General features: G+C 61.6%; 16 protein-coding genes. 6 read left to right on the top strand and 10 right to left on the bottom strand.

Features of this window, described 5'->3' with window-relative positions; translation table 11 throughout:
• The first annotated feature begins 135 nt into the window (after positions 1-135).
• Positions 136-765, top strand: a complete 630-nt coding sequence (locus TU79_RS01945) for a TetR/AcrR family transcriptional regulator (RefSeq protein WP_057006450.1) — start codon at positions 136-138, stop codon at positions 763-765.
• 106 nt (positions 766-871) lie between these two features.
• On the opposite strand, the gene TU79_RS01940 is transcribed toward TU79_RS01945, so the two are convergent.
• From TU79_RS01940 to argE, 10 genes are all read right to left on the bottom strand, one after another.
• Positions 872-1087 (bottom strand): TOBE domain-containing protein, encoded by a 216-nt coding sequence (locus tag TU79_RS01940; RefSeq protein ID WP_003176783.1) that lies wholly within the window; start codon positions 1085-1087, stop codon positions 872-874.
• Between the two features lie 19 nt (positions 1088-1106).
• Entirely contained in the window at positions 1107-1913 is an 807-nt protein-coding gene (gene ssuB, locus TU79_RS01935) for an aliphatic sulfonates ABC transporter ATP-binding protein (protein ID WP_057006449.1), read from the bottom strand.
• Positions 1910-2698, bottom strand: coding sequence for an aliphatic sulfonate ABC transporter permease SsuC (gene ssuC, locus TU79_RS01930; RefSeq protein ID WP_057006448.1), 789 nt, complete (start codon positions 2696-2698; stop codon positions 1910-1912). Before ssuC ends, ssuB begins: the two co-directional genes overlap by 4 nt.
• Before the next feature lie 9 nt (positions 2699-2707).
• On the bottom strand, positions 2708-3856 hold the full coding sequence (ssuD, locus tag TU79_RS01925; RefSeq protein ID WP_057006447.1) for an FMNH2-dependent alkanesulfonate monooxygenase: 1149 nt from the start codon (positions 3854-3856) through the stop codon (positions 2708-2710).
• Positions 3857-3881: 25 nt separating this feature from the next.
• A complete protein-coding gene (locus TU79_RS01920) occupies positions 3882-4850 on the bottom strand; it encodes a sulfonate ABC transporter substrate-binding protein (protein ID WP_057006446.1) in 969 nt (322 codons plus the stop codon).
• Positions 4851-4945: 95 nt separating this feature from the next.
• A complete protein-coding gene (gene ssuE, locus TU79_RS01915) occupies positions 4946-5539 on the bottom strand; it encodes an NADPH-dependent FMN reductase (protein WP_057006445.1) in 594 nt (197 codons plus the stop codon).
• Positions 5540-5796: 257 nt separating this feature from the next.
• Positions 5797-6435 carry a peroxiredoxin gene (locus tag TU79_RS01910; RefSeq protein ID WP_057006444.1) on the bottom strand — a complete coding sequence of 213 codons (639 nt, stop codon included), beginning with the start codon at positions 6433-6435 and terminating at the stop codon, positions 5797-5799.
• 269 nt (positions 6436-6704) lie between these two features.
• The gene (locus TU79_RS01905; RefSeq protein WP_057006443.1) at positions 6705-8093 is read right to left on the bottom strand and encodes an OprD family porin; all 1389 of its coding nucleotides are present in this window, start codon (positions 8091-8093) and stop codon (positions 6705-6707) included.
• Between the two features lie 607 nt (positions 8094-8700).
• Complete coding sequence (gene argA, locus TU79_RS01900) at positions 8701-9999, bottom strand: amino-acid N-acetyltransferase (RefSeq protein WP_057006442.1); 1299 nt, start codon at positions 9997-9999, stop codon at positions 8701-8703.
• Between the two features lie 135 nt (positions 10000-10134).
• Positions 10135-11283: an acetylornithine deacetylase gene (gene argE / locus TU79_RS01895; RefSeq protein ID WP_057006441.1), complete on the bottom strand. Its 1149-nt coding sequence runs from the start codon at positions 11281-11283 to the stop codon at positions 10135-10137.
• Between the two features lie 158 nt (positions 11284-11441).
• Between argE and TU79_RS01890 the strand changes: the two genes are divergently transcribed.
• The 5 genes from TU79_RS01890 (at position 11442) to TU79_RS01870 (ending at position 16476) form a co-directional block, all read left to right on the top strand.
• Complete coding sequence (locus TU79_RS01890) at positions 11442-12809, top strand: CYTH domain-containing protein (protein WP_057006440.1); 1368 nt, start codon at positions 11442-11444, stop codon at positions 12807-12809.
• A gap of 154 nt (positions 12810-12963) precedes the next feature.
• The gene (locus TU79_RS01885) at positions 12964-14640 is read left to right on the top strand and encodes a GspE/PulE family protein (protein WP_057006439.1); all 1677 of its coding nucleotides are present in this window, start codon (positions 12964-12966) and stop codon (positions 14638-14640) included.
• 77 nt (positions 14641-14717) lie between these two features.
• Entirely contained in the window at positions 14718-15638 is a 921-nt protein-coding gene (locus TU79_RS01880) for an SPFH domain-containing protein (protein WP_057006438.1), read from the top strand.
• Positions 15639-15648: 10 nt separating this feature from the next.
• Positions 15649-16101: an NfeD family protein gene (locus TU79_RS01875; protein WP_057006437.1), complete on the top strand. Its 453-nt coding sequence runs from the start codon at positions 15649-15651 to the stop codon at positions 16099-16101.
• 60 nt (positions 16102-16161) lie between these two features.
• Entirely contained in the window at positions 16162-16476 is a 315-nt protein-coding gene (locus tag TU79_RS01870) for a DUF2388 domain-containing protein (RefSeq protein WP_003234790.1), read from the top strand.
• Positions 16477-16561: the final 85 nt, after the last annotated feature.

Here is a 16561-nt window from a genome sequence, read left to right as displayed (position 1 = left end):
CGGGAGCAAGCCCCCTCCCACATTGGATCTGTGAATACATTTCAACATGTGGGAGGGGGCTTGCTCCCGATGGCGGCCTGGCAGACAACACACCTGCCTACTCATACAATGCCTGCTGCCTTGCAGGAGACGTCCATGCCCACCCGCCCCGCCGCCACTCGCAAACCCCGCGCCCGCAGCCAGGCGCGGATCGACACGATCCTGGATGCCGCCCGCGCGTTGCTGGCCGCCGAAGGCGTGGCCGGTTTGTCGATCTACAGTGTGGCCAAGCGAGCGCAGATTCCGGCGGCGTCGGTGTACCACTTTTTTGCCAGTGTGCCGGCGTTGCTGCAAGCGTTGACGGCGGATGTGCACGCGGCCTTCCGTGCGGCCATCGAGGCCCCCATCGAGCATGACTCGCTCAAGCAATGGCGCGACCTGTCCGCGGTCGTCGAGCAGCGCATGCTCAGCATCTACGCGCATGATGCCGTCGCGCGCCAGTTGATCCTCACCCAGCACGGGCTCACTGAAGTGACCCAGGCCGACCGTCAGCATGATCTGGAGTTGGGGGATTTGATGCTGGCCGTGTTCAACCGCCACTTCGAAGTGCCGACGCTACCCGACGATGTGGACGTGTTTGCACTGGCACTGGAGTTGAGCGACCGCGTGTATGCGCGCTCGGTGCATCAGCATGGGCGGATTACGCCGCGCATGGCAGAGGAAGGGATGCGGGTGTTTGATGCGTATGTGGGGCTTTATCTGCCGGCGTACTTGCCCAAGCGGTAAGGGTGGCTGGGCGGGCCTCATCGGGGGCAAGCCCCCTCCCACATTTTGACCGTGTTCACAGGTCCGAATGTGGGAGGAGGCTTGCTCCCGATAGCGCTCTCAAGGGTCACAACTTGGCAATCGACACCTCAGTGGATTTCACAAAAGCGATCACTTCACTGCCGATCACCAGTTCCAGCTCTTTGACCGAGCGCGTGGTGATCACCGACGTGACGATGCCCGACGCGGTCTGCACGTCGATTTCCGAGAGCACGTCGCCGACCACGATTTCCTTGATGGTGCCCTTGAACTGGTTGCGCACGTTGATGGCTTTGATAGTCATGGTGTTTTTCCTGTGTGGGTTATTGAGCCCAACGCAATTGCGTCGGCAGCGGTGAAACAGGTTCGGGCTCCGGCGGCACGCCGGGCAAGGACAGCACGCGGTTGAGCACTTCGGCTTCCAGTGCGGCCAGCCGATGTGAACCACGGGCACGCGGGCGCGGCAGGTCGACGGTAAGGTCCAGGCCGATTTCGCCGTCTTCGATCAGGATCACCCGGTCGGCAATCGCCACGGCTTCGCTGACGTCGTGGGTGACCAGCAACACGGTGAAGCCGTGCTTTTGCCAGAGGTTTTCGATCAGTTGCTGCATTTCGATACGGGTCAGGGCATCCAGTGCGCCCAGTGGCTCGTCGAGCAGCAGCAGGCGCGGTTGGTGGATCAGCGCGCGGGCCAGCGCCACCCGTTGCTTCTGCCCGCCGGACAACGCCGCCGGCCATTCATCGGCACGCTCGGCCAGGCCCACCGCCTCCAGCGCGTCCAACGCCCGGGGACGCCAGTTGCCCTTGAGGCCCAGGCCCACGTTGTCGATGATCTTTTTCCACGGAAGCAGGCGCGCTTCCTGAAACATCAGCCGCGTGTCTTCGATCGCCTCGTTGAGCGGCGCAGACCCTGCCAGCAGCTGGCCGCCGCTGGCTTTATCCAGGCCCGCCAGCAGGCGCAGCAAGGTGCTTTTACCGCAGCCACTGCGACCGACCACGGCGACGAACTGACCGGCAGGGATATGCAGATCGATCTCTTTGAGGACTTCGCGCGCACCAAAGGACTTGCGCAATTTGCGCACCGCCAGCGGGATGCCCTTGAGCAGGCGCGGAGGTTGTTGAGCAGTCATGCCACACCTCCCTTATGCACTTGATAGGCCGGGTGCCAGCGCAACCAGACCCGTTCCAGGCCACGCGCGGCCAGGTCGGCCAGTTTGCCGAGGATCGCGTACAACACGATGGCCAGCACCACCACGTCGGTTTGTAGAAATTCCCGCGCGTTCATCGCCAGGTAGCCGATGCCGGAGCTGGCCGAGATGGTTTCGGCCACGATCAGCGTCAACCACATAAAGCCCAGGGCAAAGCGCACGCCCACCAGGATCGACGGCAACGCGCCGGGCAGAATCACCTGCCAGAACAGGCTGAAACCGGACAAGCCATAGCTGCGCGACATTTCCACCAGTGCCGGGTCGACGTTGCGGATGCCGTGATAGGTGTTGAGGTAGATCGGGAACAGCGTGCCGAGGGCGACGAGGAAAATCTTCGCCGTCTCATCAATGCCGAACCACAGGATCACCAACGGAATCAGCGCCAGGTGCGGCACGTTGCGGACCATCTGCACCGAGCTGTCCAGCAAACGCTCGCCCCAGGTCGACAGGCCGGTGATAAAGCCCAGCGCCAGGCCGATGCCGCCGCCGATTACGAAGCCCAGGCCGGCCCGCCAGCCACTGATGGCCAGGTGCGTCCAGATTTCGCCGCTGCGCACCAGGTTGACCCCGGCCTCAATCACTGCGCTGGGCGCCGGCAGAATGCGCGTCGACAACCAGCCCGCCGACACGGACAACTGCCACACCGCCAGCAACAGGATCGGCAGCACCCAGGGCGCTACTCGATGGCTCAATTGTTCAACATTCATGGCGCCCCCTCAGCTCTGTGACGCGGCTTTGGGAAGAATGTCGTTGGCGACCATTTCGCCGAACGGGCTGACGTAGCCGGTGCTTTTCGGCTGCTCGGCCCGCTCGATATCCAGGTGCGGGAACAGCAGCTCAGCCACGCGATACGACTCTTCCAGGTGCGGGTACCCGGAGAAGATAAAGGTGTCGATGCCCAGGTCCGCGTATTCCTTGACCCGCGCCGCAACCGTCGGGCCATCGCCCACCAGCGCAGTGCCCGCCCCGCCACGTACCAGGCCGACGCCGGCCCACAGGTTGGGGCTCACTTCGAGGTTGTCGCGGCTGCCACCGTGCAAGGCGGCCATGCGCTGCTGACCCACCGAGTCGAAGCGCGCCAGGGAGGCCTGGGCGCGGGCGATGGTTGCGTCGTCCAGGTGGGAGATCAGTTTGTCGGCGGCTTTCCACGCCCCTTCGTTGGTTTCACGCACGATCACATGCAGGCGAATGCCGAAGCGCACGGTGCGCCCGTGCTTGGCGGCCTTGGCGCGAACTTGTTCGATCTTTTCTGCCACTGCGGCCGGCGGCTCGCCCCAGGTCAGCACCATCTCCACCTGTTCGGCGGCCAGGTCCTGGGCGGCTTCGGAAGACCCGCCGAAGTACAGCGGCGGGCGCGGTTGCTGGATCGGCGGGTAGAGCAGCTTGGCGCCTTTGACGCTGATGTGCTCGCCGTCGTAATCCACGGTTTCGCCTTCCAGCACACGGCGCCAGATGCGGGTGAATTCCACCGAGGCCTGGTAGCGCTCTTCGTGGCTCAAGAACAGGCCGTCGCCGGCCAGCTCTTCCGGGTCGCCACCGGTCACCAGGTTGAACAACGCACGGCCGCCGGACAGACGATCCAGGGTTGCGGCCTGACGCGCGGCCACCGTCGGCGAGATGATGCCGGGGCGCAGGGCGACGAGAAATTTCAAGCGCTGGGTCACCGGGATCAGCGAGGCGGCCACCAGCCACGAGTCTTCGCAGGAACGTCCGGTGGGGATCAGCACCCCGCCGAACCCGAGGCGGTCAGCGGCCTGGGCGACTTGCTGCAGGTAGCCGTGGTCGACGGCGCGCGCGCCTTCGGCAGTGCCAAGGTAATGGCCGTCGCCATGGGTAGGCAGGAACCAGAAAATAGTGAGGCTCATGGAGTTGTCTCCTGAAGAAATCGAATTACGGCGCGGTGGCCACGGTGGCGGGCGGTGTCCAGATCACGTCCTTGATGCTCAAGGGCTTGGGAATCAATTTGAGCTGGTAGAAGGTGTCGGCGATTTTCTGCTGGGCGGCGACCACTTCCGGAGTCAGGAACAGCGCACCGTAGCCTTGGCGTTTGACCGAGGTCAGGGTGATGTCGGCCGGCAGGCCAAGCAGCGGCGCCACCTGAGCGGTGACCTCCTGCGGGTTGGCTTTGGACCATTCGCCGACCGCGCGCACTTCTTCCACCAGCGCCTTGATCACGTCAGGGTGCTGTTGCGCGTAGGGTTTGGTGGCGAGGTAGAACTGGTGGTTGTCGGCGATGCCGGTGCCGTCACGCAGGGTGCGCGCCTGCAGTTGTTTCTCGGCGGCGGCCTGGTACGGATCCCAGATGACCCAGGCGTCGACACTGCCCCGCTCGAATGCCGCGCGGGCATCGGCGGGCGGCAGGAATACGGTGTGCACATCGGTGTATTTGAGCCCGGCATCTTCCAGGGCACGCACCAGCAGGTAGTGCACGTTGGAGCCTTTGTTGAGCACGACTTTCTTGCCCTTGAGCGCGGCCACCGACTTGATCGTGGAATCCTTGGGCACCAGGATCGCTTCGCTGGTGGGCGCCGGCGGCTCGTAGGCCACGTAGAGCAGATCGGCACCGGCCGCCTGGGCAAACACTGGCGGGGTTTCGCCGGTGACGCCGAAGTCGATGGCGCCGACATTCAGGCCTTCAAGCAGCTGCGGGCCGCCGGGAAATTCCGTCCATTGCACCTGCACGCCCTGGGCGGCCAGGCGCTTTTCCAGGCTGCCCTTGGCCTTGAGCAGCACCAGGGTGCCGTATTTCTGATAGCCGATCCGCAGGGTTTCAGCGGCCTGGGCGTTAACAATGGCGCCGAAGGACACAGCCGCAGCAAACAGTGCGACCAGACCACGACGCAAGATGACAGTGCGCATGGCGCTCTCTCCAAATAGTGCGATGAGGGGTTGGCTGCACCTGCTTGGCCGTTGGCGGCTGAGTAAGGTGAGTGTTTCCGGATGTCAGGTGAGGCTTAAATGCTCCAGCGAGCACTCAACAAACGTTCATTCAGTACGTCGGGATCCAGCGGTTTGGGGCGGCGGGCCATGGCGCTGTAGAGCTGTTCCACGGCTTCGCGCAGTCGCGCTTCCAGCACCGGCACCAATTGCGCCTGGACACTGCCCTCGCCGTAGGCAATCTGGCTGTCCTCGGCGAAAATGCCGTGCAGCAATTCCTGAGCCTTGAGCGCCGACAGTACCGGTTTCAAGGCGTAGTCCACCGCCAGCATGTGGGCGATGCTGCCACCGGTGGCCATCGGCAGGACTACCTTGTGCGCCAGGGCGCGTTCGGGCAGCAGGTCGAGCACGGTTTTCAGCGCGCCGGAGAACGAGGCCTTGTACACCGGCGTGGCGATCACCAGGCCGTCGGCATTGGCCACCTGTTGCAACAGGTCGATCACCTTGGGGCTGTCGAAGCGCGCATGCAGCAAGTCTTCGGCCGGGAAGTCCCGTACCTGGTAACTCACCACTTCGACGCCTTTGTCTTGCAACCACTGACGGGTTTTTTCCAGCAGCACTCCGGAGCGGGAACGCTGACTGGGACTGCCTCCGAGTGTTACGACCAACATGCAGGAATTCCTTTGAGCAAGTGCCGGCGTTCGCTGTGTGGCGATGGCGCCAAGATGGGACAGACCTTAGCAGCAGATTTATATATCTATAAATCTTATTTTTTCATTTGTTTATTCCATAAATACATATGCGTTTTATGGAAAGCCAGGCGAAAAAAAAGGCCGTCGAAACGGCCTGAAAAACCCCTGCTTTGTGAGCTGTGAAATGCGGCAAAACCTGTGGGAGGGGCTTGCTCACTCCCACATTGGGTTGTGTGTTAGCGGTTAGGTTGCGGGGTGAGGCGCAGGTACGGTTTCACGGCGCGGTAGCCCTTGGGAAAGCGCTTCTGGATCTCTTCCTCATCCTTGAGCGACGGCACGATCACCACTTCATCACCGTCCTGCCAGTTGGCCGGGGTGGCGACCTTGTGGTTGTCGGTCAGCTGCAACGAATCGATGACCCGCAGGATTTCGTGGAAATTGCGGCCAGTGCTGGCCGGATAAGTGATGGTCAGGCGGATTTTCTTGTTCGGGTCGATCACGAACAGCGAGCGCACGGTCAGGGTATCGCTGGCGTTCGGGTGGATCAGGTCGTAGAGGTCCGAGACCTTGCGGTCGGCGTCGGCCAGGATCGGGAAGTTGACCACGGTGTGCTGGGTTTCGTTGATGTCTTCGATCCACTTGTGGTGGGAGTCCACCGGGTCTACGGACAGAGCAATGGCCTTGACGCCGCGCTTGGCGAATTCGTCCTTGAGCTTGGCGGTGAAACCCAGCTCAGTGGTGCACACTGGCGTGAAGTCGGCCGGGTGCGAGAACAACACCCCCCAGCTGTCGCCCAGCCATTCATGGAAATGAATGTTACCGGCGCTGGAATCCTGTTCGAAATCGGGGGCGATATCGCCCAGTCTGAGGCTCATGGCATGGCTCCTGATGAGTGCTTATGGCGCCCACTGTGCATGCTTCGGCATTTATTTAAAAAGAATAAATAACGATTTATCCAGACGATAAAGGAATATTAAAAATCTGTTCACTGGACGCTGAGGCACGCGGAGATCAACATCGATTTCAAGGTTCGAGAAGGCCTTGAGACGCTGCAAAGAGGGATTCAGGAAGGGCTTGCGGGGGTTGAGCCCGACTTGAAGCAACACACCTTGCCCGGCATTGCGCCGGGCAAGGCTTTACGCCGTTACTTGAATGCGTAGCTGTAGCTGACGATTACACGGTTTTCGTCCTGATCGCGCGCTGCGGCAACATCGTTGCGCCACATGGCGTTTTTCCAGGCAACACCGAGGTTTTTCAGCGGGCCTTCCGGGATCACGTAGGCAACAGTGATGTCGCGCTCCCACTCGGACTGACCGGTGAACTCGGCACGACTGCCGTTGACGGTGTCGATGTCGGTACCTTTGAGGTAGACGATACCGGCGGTCAGGCCAGGCACGCCAACCTTGGCGAAGTCATACGCGTAGCGAGCCTGCCAAGTACGTTCGCCAGCACGGGCGAACTTGGCGATCTGCATGTCAGTGGTCAGGTAAGCCGACGAACCGTCGCCCTGGTTCAACCAAGGGAAGTCGCTGTTACCGTTGCTGACCTGGTAACCACCACCGAAGGTGTGGCCGGCAATGGTGTACAGGAACAGGCCGCTGTACAGGTTGTTGTCAACCTTGCCACGACCGGAGTTCACGCCGCTGTAGTTGCCCGACGAGAAGTAGGCCGCTTCGCTGCCGTTCTTGCCGTCATCGGAGCTGTGGAAGTAACGCAGGTCAGACTTCAATACGCCCGGGCCGATTGCCCAGTTGTGGGTCAGACCCAGGAAGTGCTGCTTGTAGAAATCTTCCAGGTTGCCGTAGTAGTACTGGGCAGTCAGGTCTTTGGTGATCTTGTAGTCACCACCGGCGTAGTAGAACTTGTTGCTGTCACGCCAGTTCACGCCACGGGTGTTGGCACCCGCGATCGACAGGTTGTCGACGTTGCTGGAGTTACGGCCCTTGGCCTTTTCGATCTGACCGGCAACCAGCGTCAGGTCCTTGATGTCGTTGGTGGTGATCTGGCCACCCTGGAAGGTCTGCGGCAGCAGACGACCGTCGTTGGTCACGATAACCGGCAGCTTGGGTTGCAGCGTACCCAGCTTCAGTTCGGTCTGGGAGATCTTGGCTTTGGCAGTCAGGCCCAGGCTCGAGTAGTTATCAACGGCTTCGCCATTGGACTTGCTCGGGAACACAGTGCCGCCGTACGAACCAGGGCTGGTCGCGGTCGCCGGGCTCGCGCCGTTGGTGCCGCCGCCCGAATCCAGGCGAATGCCCAGCAGGCCGATGGCATCAAGACCGAAGCCTACGGTGCCTTGGGTATAGCCGGAGATGAAGCGCAGATCGAAGCCCTGACCCCATTCTTCCTGCTTGTTCTGTACACCAGCAGCCTTGTTGGCTGGAGTGCCGGCAGCCGCGTCGCGGTTGTCGGTGTTGATGTAAAAGTTACGCACACCCAGCGTTACTTTGCTGTCATCGATGAAACCGGCAGCGCCTGCTTGCTGGGCGATTGCGCCCAAAGCTACAGCCACAGCCAAGGTGGACTTCTTCATGTACCGCTCCTCTCGTTTCTAATTTTTGTGTTTCTTCGGTCGCGGGTCTGACGCCCTCGATCCACAGATGCGCGATTAGCACCGGTTAGTGACTGACAAGTCAATCGTAACCTTGTGTGTCTACTACCTTCGTCTAATCACAGTTGATTTGGTCCGTGCAGGGTAATGAGTTTCTCATACACCCAAAAAGAATTATTTCATCCTTTTTCATACGATTCAGGAATAAGACGTCGCAGGACAGCAAACCAGTCAGAGTAGACGAGTTGCCGCGCACGCTAATTCCTGAAGGGTATTGATCAAAGCTTTTTTAAATCGTTTAGCGACACTGCAGACGTCACTCACGACCAGAAAGGCGGCGCCATCATGGCTAAGCGCTATCCTGGCGTCAATTTGTTACAGTTTTTGTGTCACTAATAATTTCTTTGGTTGTCCAAGCGGCCGATTTGATCGCTGGCAATTGTTGTATCGGCGCCGTTCCACGGTTCTGAAGTATTGAAACAAATGTGGGAGGGGGCTTGCTCCCGATGGCATTCAGTCAACCCATCAGTGACTGAGCCAAGGCTATCGGGAGCAAGCCCCCTCCCACATTTTTAATGTGCGCTGTCTTTTACAGCGCCTTTTCGAAGATCTTGGAGTTGCGCTGGTAGTTGTACAGCGACGCCCGCGCCGAAGGCAGGCGGTCTACGCTGCTGGGCTCAAAGCCGCGCTCGCGGAACCAATGCGCAGTGCGTGTGGTAAGCACGAACAAGGTCTTCAAGCCCTGGGCCCTGGCACGGCTCTGGATACGCTCAAGCAACACATCACCCCGCGCGCCATGGCGGTATTCCGGGTTTACCGCCAGGCAGGCCAGCTCACCAGCGTCGGAATCGGCGATCTGGTAGAGCGCCGCGCAGGCGATGATCATGCCTTCACGTTCCACCACGCTGAACTGCTCGATCTCGCGCTCCAGCACTTCCCGCGAACGGCGTACAAGGATGCCCTGCTCTTCCAGCGGGCTGATCAGGTCGAGCAAACCGCCGACGTCTTCAATCGCCGCTTCGCGTACCAGTTCGAATTGCTCCTGGGCCACCAGCGTGCCGCCGCCGTCGCGGGTAAACAACTCGGTGAGCAAGGCGCCGTTCTCGGCGTAGCTGACGATATGGCTGCGCCCCACGCCGCCGCGGCAGGCCTGGGCTGCGGCGTCGAGCAGTTCAGCCTGATAATTGCTGCCCAATCGCTGCAGGTGCGCCGGCACTTGCTGCGGACGCAACTCACGCACCAGACGGCCATTCTCGTCGATCAGACCAAGGTCGGCGCCGAACAGCAGCAGTTTGTCGGCAGCCAGGTCGATGGCGGCGCGGGTGGCCACGTCTTCACAGGCCAGATTGAAGATTTCGCCGGTGGGCGAGTATCCCAGCGGCGACAGCAGCACGATGGAGCGCTCGTCGAGCAGGCGATTGATACCCTTGCGGTCGACCCGGCGCACTTCGCCGGTGTGGTGATAGTCCACGCCTTCAAGCACGCCGATGGGCCGCGCGGTGACCAGATTGCCACTGGCCACGCGCAGGCGCGAACCCTGCATGGGCGATGAGGCCATGTCCATCGACAGACGCGCCTCGATGGCGATACGCAAGTGCCCGACCGCATCGATCACACATTCCAGGGTGGCGGCATCGGTGATGCGCATGCCTTCGTGGTAAGCCGACGTGAGGCCACGCGCCTCAAGGCGGGTTTCAATTTGCGGACGCGAGCCGTGCACCAGCACCAGCCGCACTCCCAGGCTGTGCAGCAGCACGAGGTCGTGGACGATATTGCCGAAGTTGGGGTGGTCCACACCGTCGCCAGGCAACATGACCACAAAGGTGCAGTCGCGGTGGGCGTTGATGTAAGGGGAAGCGTGACGAAGCCAATTGACGTATTCGGGCATAACACCTGGGCCTGTAATAAAAAGCAGCCTTAAAAGGAAGGATCGTAAAAGCGCACGGCGGGCTGATGGTTATCGTCGGAACAGGCTTGGCGACACGCTCACTCTCCTTCTATGGACGTACAGGCGAGGGTTAATTTATGCAGGTTTGAGGCAGTAATGTTCGATCAGGTCGCGCAATAACTGCACTGTAGGCGTCAAGCGTGACATTTCGAGGTACTCGCCCGGCTGGTGCGCACAGGCGATATCGCCAGGGCCGAGCACCAGGGTTTCGCAACCAAGGCGCTGAAGATAAGGCGCTTCGGTGCCAAACGCCACTGCTTCGGCACGATGGCCGGTCAAACGCTCCGCAACCCGCACCAGTTCGGCGTCTGCGGGCTGTTCGAATGGGGGCACTTCGGGAAACAGCGGCGCGTAGTCGATTCGGACCTGATGGCGCTCGGCCAGAGGTGCGAGTTTCTGCCGGATAGCGGCACGCAGCACTTCAGGGTCCATGCCCGGCAAGGGCCGCAGGTCGAACTCCAGGGAGCACTGGCCGCAAATGCGGTTGGGGTTGTCGCCGCCGTGGATGCAGCCCAGGTTCAGGGTGGGCTGCGGCACGCTGAATTGCGGGTTGCGGTATTCGCGCTGCCAGGCCAGGCGCAGGCCGCGCAGTTCGCCGATGGCATCGTGCATGGCTTCGAGGGCGCTGTGGCCCAGGCTCGGGTCCGACGAATGGCCGCTGCGGCCGAGGATGTCGATGCGCTCCATCATCACGCCCTTGTGCAGGCGGATCGGCCTCAGGCCAGTGGGCTCGCCGATCACCGCCGCGCGGCCCAGCGGACGCCCCGCTTCGGCCAACGCCCGCGCGCCGGACATGGAGCTCTCTTCATCGCAGGTGGCGAGAATCAGCAACGGCTGTTTGAACGGCTGGTCGAGCAGCGGCAACACCGCTTCGATGGCCAGGGCGAAAAAACCCTTCATGTCGCAACTGCCCAATCCTACCCAGCGGCCGTCGACTTCCGTCAGCTTGAGCGGATCGGTCTGCCACAAGGCGGCGTCATACGGCACCGTGTCGCTGTGCCCGGCCAGCACCAGCCCGCCGGGACCGCTGCCGAAGGTGGCCAGCAGGTTGAACTTGCCGGGGCTGACCTGCTGAATGTCGATGGCAAAGCCCAGATCGCCCAGCCAACTGGCAAGCAGATCGATCACCGGGCGGTTGGTCTGGTCCAGCGACACCTGCGTGCAGCTGACCGAGGGCGCGGCAATCAGCGCGGCGAACTGCTCTTTCATGGTAGGTAACGGCATGCGCGGCCTCTCGACTTCCCGGATTGGGCCCACTATAGAGCCATCTGCACGACACAATAAACCGTTGCGGCGCGTTGCCGGGCTCAGTCCTGTACACTGCACGGCCTTGGCAGCCACTCTTTTCCCCGGCTGCGCTCCCGATCCTGGATTTTCCGGCCATGCAGAAAGAAACCGAAATCAAGCTCCGCGTCAGCCGCGAAACCCTCGCCGCGCTGCGTGAGCACCCGCTACTGAAAAAACGCAACAAAAGTGGCTGGGAACGCCGTGAGTTGATGAACCAGTATTTCGACACCCCCGAGCGCGACCTGGCGCAGGCCAAGGTTGCCCTGCGCCTGCGCAAGGACGGTGACGAAATCATCCAGACCCTCAAGACCCGTGGCCAAAGCATCGCCGGCCTGTCGGAACGCAACGAGTACAACTGGAACCTGCCCAAAGCCAAGCTCGACGTGAAGAAACTCGACGGCGAATGCTGGCCCGAGCAACTGGCCGAGCTGGACAAAAAGACCCTCAAGCCGATCTTCACCACCGATTTTGTGCGCGAGCGCGCCGAAATCGCCTGGGGCCGTGGCAAAACCAAGGTGGTGATCGAAGCCGCACTGGACCTGGGCCATGTGGTGGTCGGCAAACAGAAAGAAGAAATCTGCGAGCTGGAGCTGGAATTGCGCGAAGGCGAACCGGCTGCCCTGCTGGAGTTGGCCGCCGAGCTGGCCGCGACCCTGGCGCTGATGCCCTGTGACATCAGCAAGGCCGAGCGCGGCTACCGCCTGTACGACGCCGGCAGCTACTCCCTGAGCCTGCCGGCGCCGCAGATCCACGCCGAAATGCCGCTGGACGATGCGTTCGCCGCGATCATGTGGCACCTGCTGGGCAGCAGCCAGCGTCTGGCCGAGCAATACCGATTCAATGGCCATTGGCGCCTGTTGCAGGACTGGGTCGATCACCTCGGCGAATTGCGCGCCCTGATCGGCAGTCTCGGTCAGGCGGCGCCACGCCAGTCCACCAGTGAACTGCGCAGCGCACTCGATGCCCTGCTCGAAGACTGGCGCCCGCTGGTACAGGCCGGTGATGACGACGAAGACATTCGCAAAGCCGCGCCGGAGCAGTTCGCCGAAGAGCTCGAAGACGTGCGCTGGGGCCTGTTCTCATTGAACACCTCGCGCTGGCTGCTGGCCCGCACCTGGACCGCCGAGCGCACCGTGCGCGGCAACCGCCAGGGCGCAGCGCAACTCACCAACTGGCTGCCGCGCCTGCTGGCCGACGATGCCGTCGCCCTGCAACTGCCGCGCTACCAGCAGCAACCCGAAGACCTGGCCGAGCAACTGCCGCGCATCGAGCGCATCCAGGCCTGGCTGCATCACGCACGTCAGGTGGTGGAGATTGCCGAGCTGGACCGCCTGTACGGCGAGCTGAACAAGCTGGTGCAACTGGCCAACCAGCCGATCACCGATGAGTCGCTGGACGCGCGGATGCATCAGACGATCGCGGTGTATCAGAACCGGGCGTGGAAAACGTTGCTGCGCTTGTAATACCAGACCACGGCTCTGTGGCGAGCGGGCTTGCCACGGGAATGTGACTGCCTTCCCGTTGTTCAGCGCAAAAGCCTGCAATACACCCTGAGAGGCAAATATACAGCGCCTGACTAGCCTGAGAAGACGTCCAGCGCTTCTCAGGTAAATCTGCATGTCTGTTGATCACCGTTTGCAACTGCACGCGTTGCTGCCGCCTCTGGTCGAGGCCGGGCTGGTATCAGCCACTGTCGCGCAGCGCCTGTCGACATTGCCCGCCGGCAACCGGCATCCACTGGAACTTATCGCGGCCCAGGGGCCCGATCTGGAAGCGCTGACGCAATGGCTCGCCCGGCAGGCCGGACAACCTTATCTGCGCATCGACCCGTTGAAGATCGACGTGGCGACGGTGGTGCCGCTGATGTCCCACGCATTCGCCCAGCGTCACGCGATCCTCGCCGTGGCCATGGATGCCCACACCGTCACCGTCGCCAGTGCCCAGCCCTATGTCACCGGGTGGGAAGCCGGCCTGGCGCAGGTGCTCAAACGCTCGATAAAGCGCGTGGTCGCCAACCCCCAGGCCATTGAGCACTGCATGGGCGAGTTCTACCGCCTGGCAAAGTCGGTGCGCGGTGCAGATCAGAAAATCGCGGCACCTGCCAATATCGACCTGCTCAACCTCGGTGGCGGCGATCAGGAGCCAGATGCCAACGACGCGCATATCGTCACGATCGTTGACTGGCTGTTGCAGTACGCCTTTGGCCAACGTGCCAGCGATATTCATATCGAACCCTGCCGCGACCAGGGCCGCGTACGCTTTCGCATCGATGGGCTGCTGCATGATGTCTATCAATTTCCGCCCCAGGTCACGATGGCAGTGGTCAGCCGCCTGAAAAGCCTGGGCCGGATGAACGTGGCGGAAAAACGCAAACCGCAGGACGGCCGACTCAAGACCAGAAGCCCCGCCGGCGCCGAGGTGGAGTTGCGCCTGTCGACCTTGCCCACAGCCTTTGGCGAGAAACTGGTGATGCGAATTTTCGACCCCCAGGTGCTGCTCAAGGACTTCGACCAGCTCGGCCTGTCGCCCGAAGACCAGCAGCGCTGGCACGCCATGACCCGCCAGGCCCATGGCATCATTCTGGTCACCGGCCCGACCGGTTCCGGCAAGACCAGCACCCTCTATACCACGCTCAAGCGACTGGCGACCCGCGAGGTCAACCTGTGCACGGTGGAGGACCCGGTCGAGATGGTCGAGCCGGCGTTCAACCAGATGCAGGTGCAGCACAACATCGATCTGACCTTTGCCAGCGGCATCCGCGCCCTGCTGCGCCAGGACCCGGACATCATCATGATCGGCGAGATACGCGACCAGGAGACCGCCGAAATGGCAATCCAGGCCGCGCTTACCGGGCACCTTGTGTTGTCGACCCTGCACACCAACGATGCGCCCAGCGCCATCAGCCGCCTGCAGGAACTGGGGATTGCTCACTATTTGATCAAGGCAACCCTGCTGGGGGTGATGGCCCAGCGTCTGGTACGCCTGCTGTGCCCCGACTGCAAACGTGTGGCGGGCGATAGCTGCGAGGCCGTGGGGTGCGCAGAGTGTCGTGACAGCGGTTACCGAGGCCGAGCCGGCGTCTACGAAATCATGGTAATGGATGAGGCGCTCAAGGCGCTGATCACGCCCGGCACCGATGTGCAGACATTGCGCCAGGCAGCGCTGCGGCAAAACATGCACAGCCTGCGGATGGCCGGATTAGTGAAGGTACAGGCCGGGCTGACCACGCTGGCCGAAGTGCTGCGGGTCACCCCTGGGGATTCAGAAACAAATCCTTTGATTGTCGGACAATGAAACCGTCTTTAACGGTGGCAACACCGTTACAATCGGCCGAACGTCGCTTCACTGACACCATCAGATAGGGAATCGCAATGCAGATCGGAACCGTACTGCTTCTTTTCGTGGGTTTGGCCATCGCCATTCTCTTCATGGGTTTCAAGGTGGTGCCTCAGGGCTACCAGTGGACGGTCGAACGTTTTGGCCGCTACACCAACACCCTCAAGCCTGGCCTCAATATCATCATTCCGGTCATGGACCGCATCGGTCGCAAGATCAACGTGATGGAAAGCGTGCTGGATATCCCGCCCCAGGAAGTGATCACCGCCGACAACGCCACCGTGCAGATCGATGCCGTGTGCTTCTTCCAGGTGGTGAACACCGCCCAGGCGGCCTACGAGGTCAACAACCTCGAACACGCCATCCGGAACCTGCTGCAAACCAATATCCGTACCGTGCTCGGCTCCATGGAACTGGACGCCATGCTCAGCCAGCGTGACGGCATCAACGAAAAGCTGCTGCGCACTGTCGATGAAGCCACGGCGCCGTGGGGCATCAAGATCACGCGTATCGAAATCAAGGACATCAGCCCGCCAGCAGACCTGATGGCAGCCATGTCCGGGCAGATGAAGGCCGAGCGGATCAAGCGTGCACAGATTCTCGAAGCCGAAGGCCTGCGCGCCTCGGCGATCCTGACCGCCGAGGGCAAAAAGCAGGCGCAGATCCTCGAGGCCGAGGGTAGCCGACAGGCCGCATTCCTGGAGTCTGAAGCCCGTGAGCGTCAGGCCGAAGCGGAAGCCCGCGCCACGCAAGTGGTGTCGGAGGCAATCGCGTCGGGCAACGTGCAGGCGGTCAACTATTTTGTCGCGCAAAAGTACATCGACGCCCTGGGCAAGCTGGCGTCGGCCAACAACAGCAAGGTGATTCTCATGCCGCTGGAAGCCAGCCAGGTGATCGGCGCCATCGGTGGTATCGGTGAGATCGTCAAGGCAACGTTCGACAACAAGAAAGGCTGAGGCCATCACCATGTGGGAATTCCTTCAGCATCTGTCGTTCTGGGACTGGCTGGCACTGGGTACCGTGTTGTTGATTCTCGAGGTGTTCGGGGCCGGCGGGTATTTGCTGTGGATGGGCATCGCGGCCGCTGCGGTGGGCGTGATCAAGTTCGTGGTGCCCTCGCTGGGGCTGGAATGGCAACTGCTGCTGTTCGCCCTGCTGTCGATTCTGACGGCGGTGTACTGGTGGAAGCGCCAGCGCAGCAGCGCCAAGGCCAGCGATCAACCGGGTCTGAACGAGCGGGGTTCGGAGCTGATCGGGCGCAACTTTATTGTGCATCAGGCCATTGTGGATGGCCGGGGCAAGGTGAAAGTCGGCGACGGCGTATGGATGGTGACCGGCCCGGATACGCCTGCAGGCGCTCAAGTGCGGGTGATCGGCCAGGACGGCGTGGTACTGAAAGTCGAAACTGTTCAGTCATGATTGAACTCGATTGGTCTGATTACAATCAAACCCAACAGACAACCACCGGAGTCACCTACCATGCGTCTTAAATATGCTGTCGCAACCCTCGCTGTGCTATCTCTCCCCGTCGGTTCAGCCATGGCCGACAGCTTCTGGCGCAATGTCATTTCGTCGGGTGCCACGACCGGCTCGACGTACCTGACCTTCAAGGACCACAAGATGGTGGTTGCCGCTCAAGACGACGCAGGCAGCTTCGTTGCCAGCGACGGCGGCATCCGCGGCCCTTACCTGGAAGCCGCCATGCAGAAAGTTCGCGCCGACAACCCTGGCCTGCAGGCCACGGACATGCAACTGGCCAACGCCATTCTCGCGAAGAATGCCGTTACCGAGTGATCCCCGCTCCAAGGAATGCCGCTTTTTAAAGCGGCATTTTTTTGCCTGCCAGATGACAATTCGTTCACCGACGACAGGCTATATT

Origin of the sequence: Pseudomonas trivialis (assembly GCF_001439805.1) — a bacterium.
Classification (GTDB): domain Bacteria; phylum Pseudomonadota; class Gammaproteobacteria; order Pseudomonadales; family Pseudomonadaceae; genus Aquipseudomonas; species Aquipseudomonas trivialis.
Note: the sequence above shows the minus strand (reverse complement) of the source record. Positions and strands in the feature narration are given on the sequence as shown.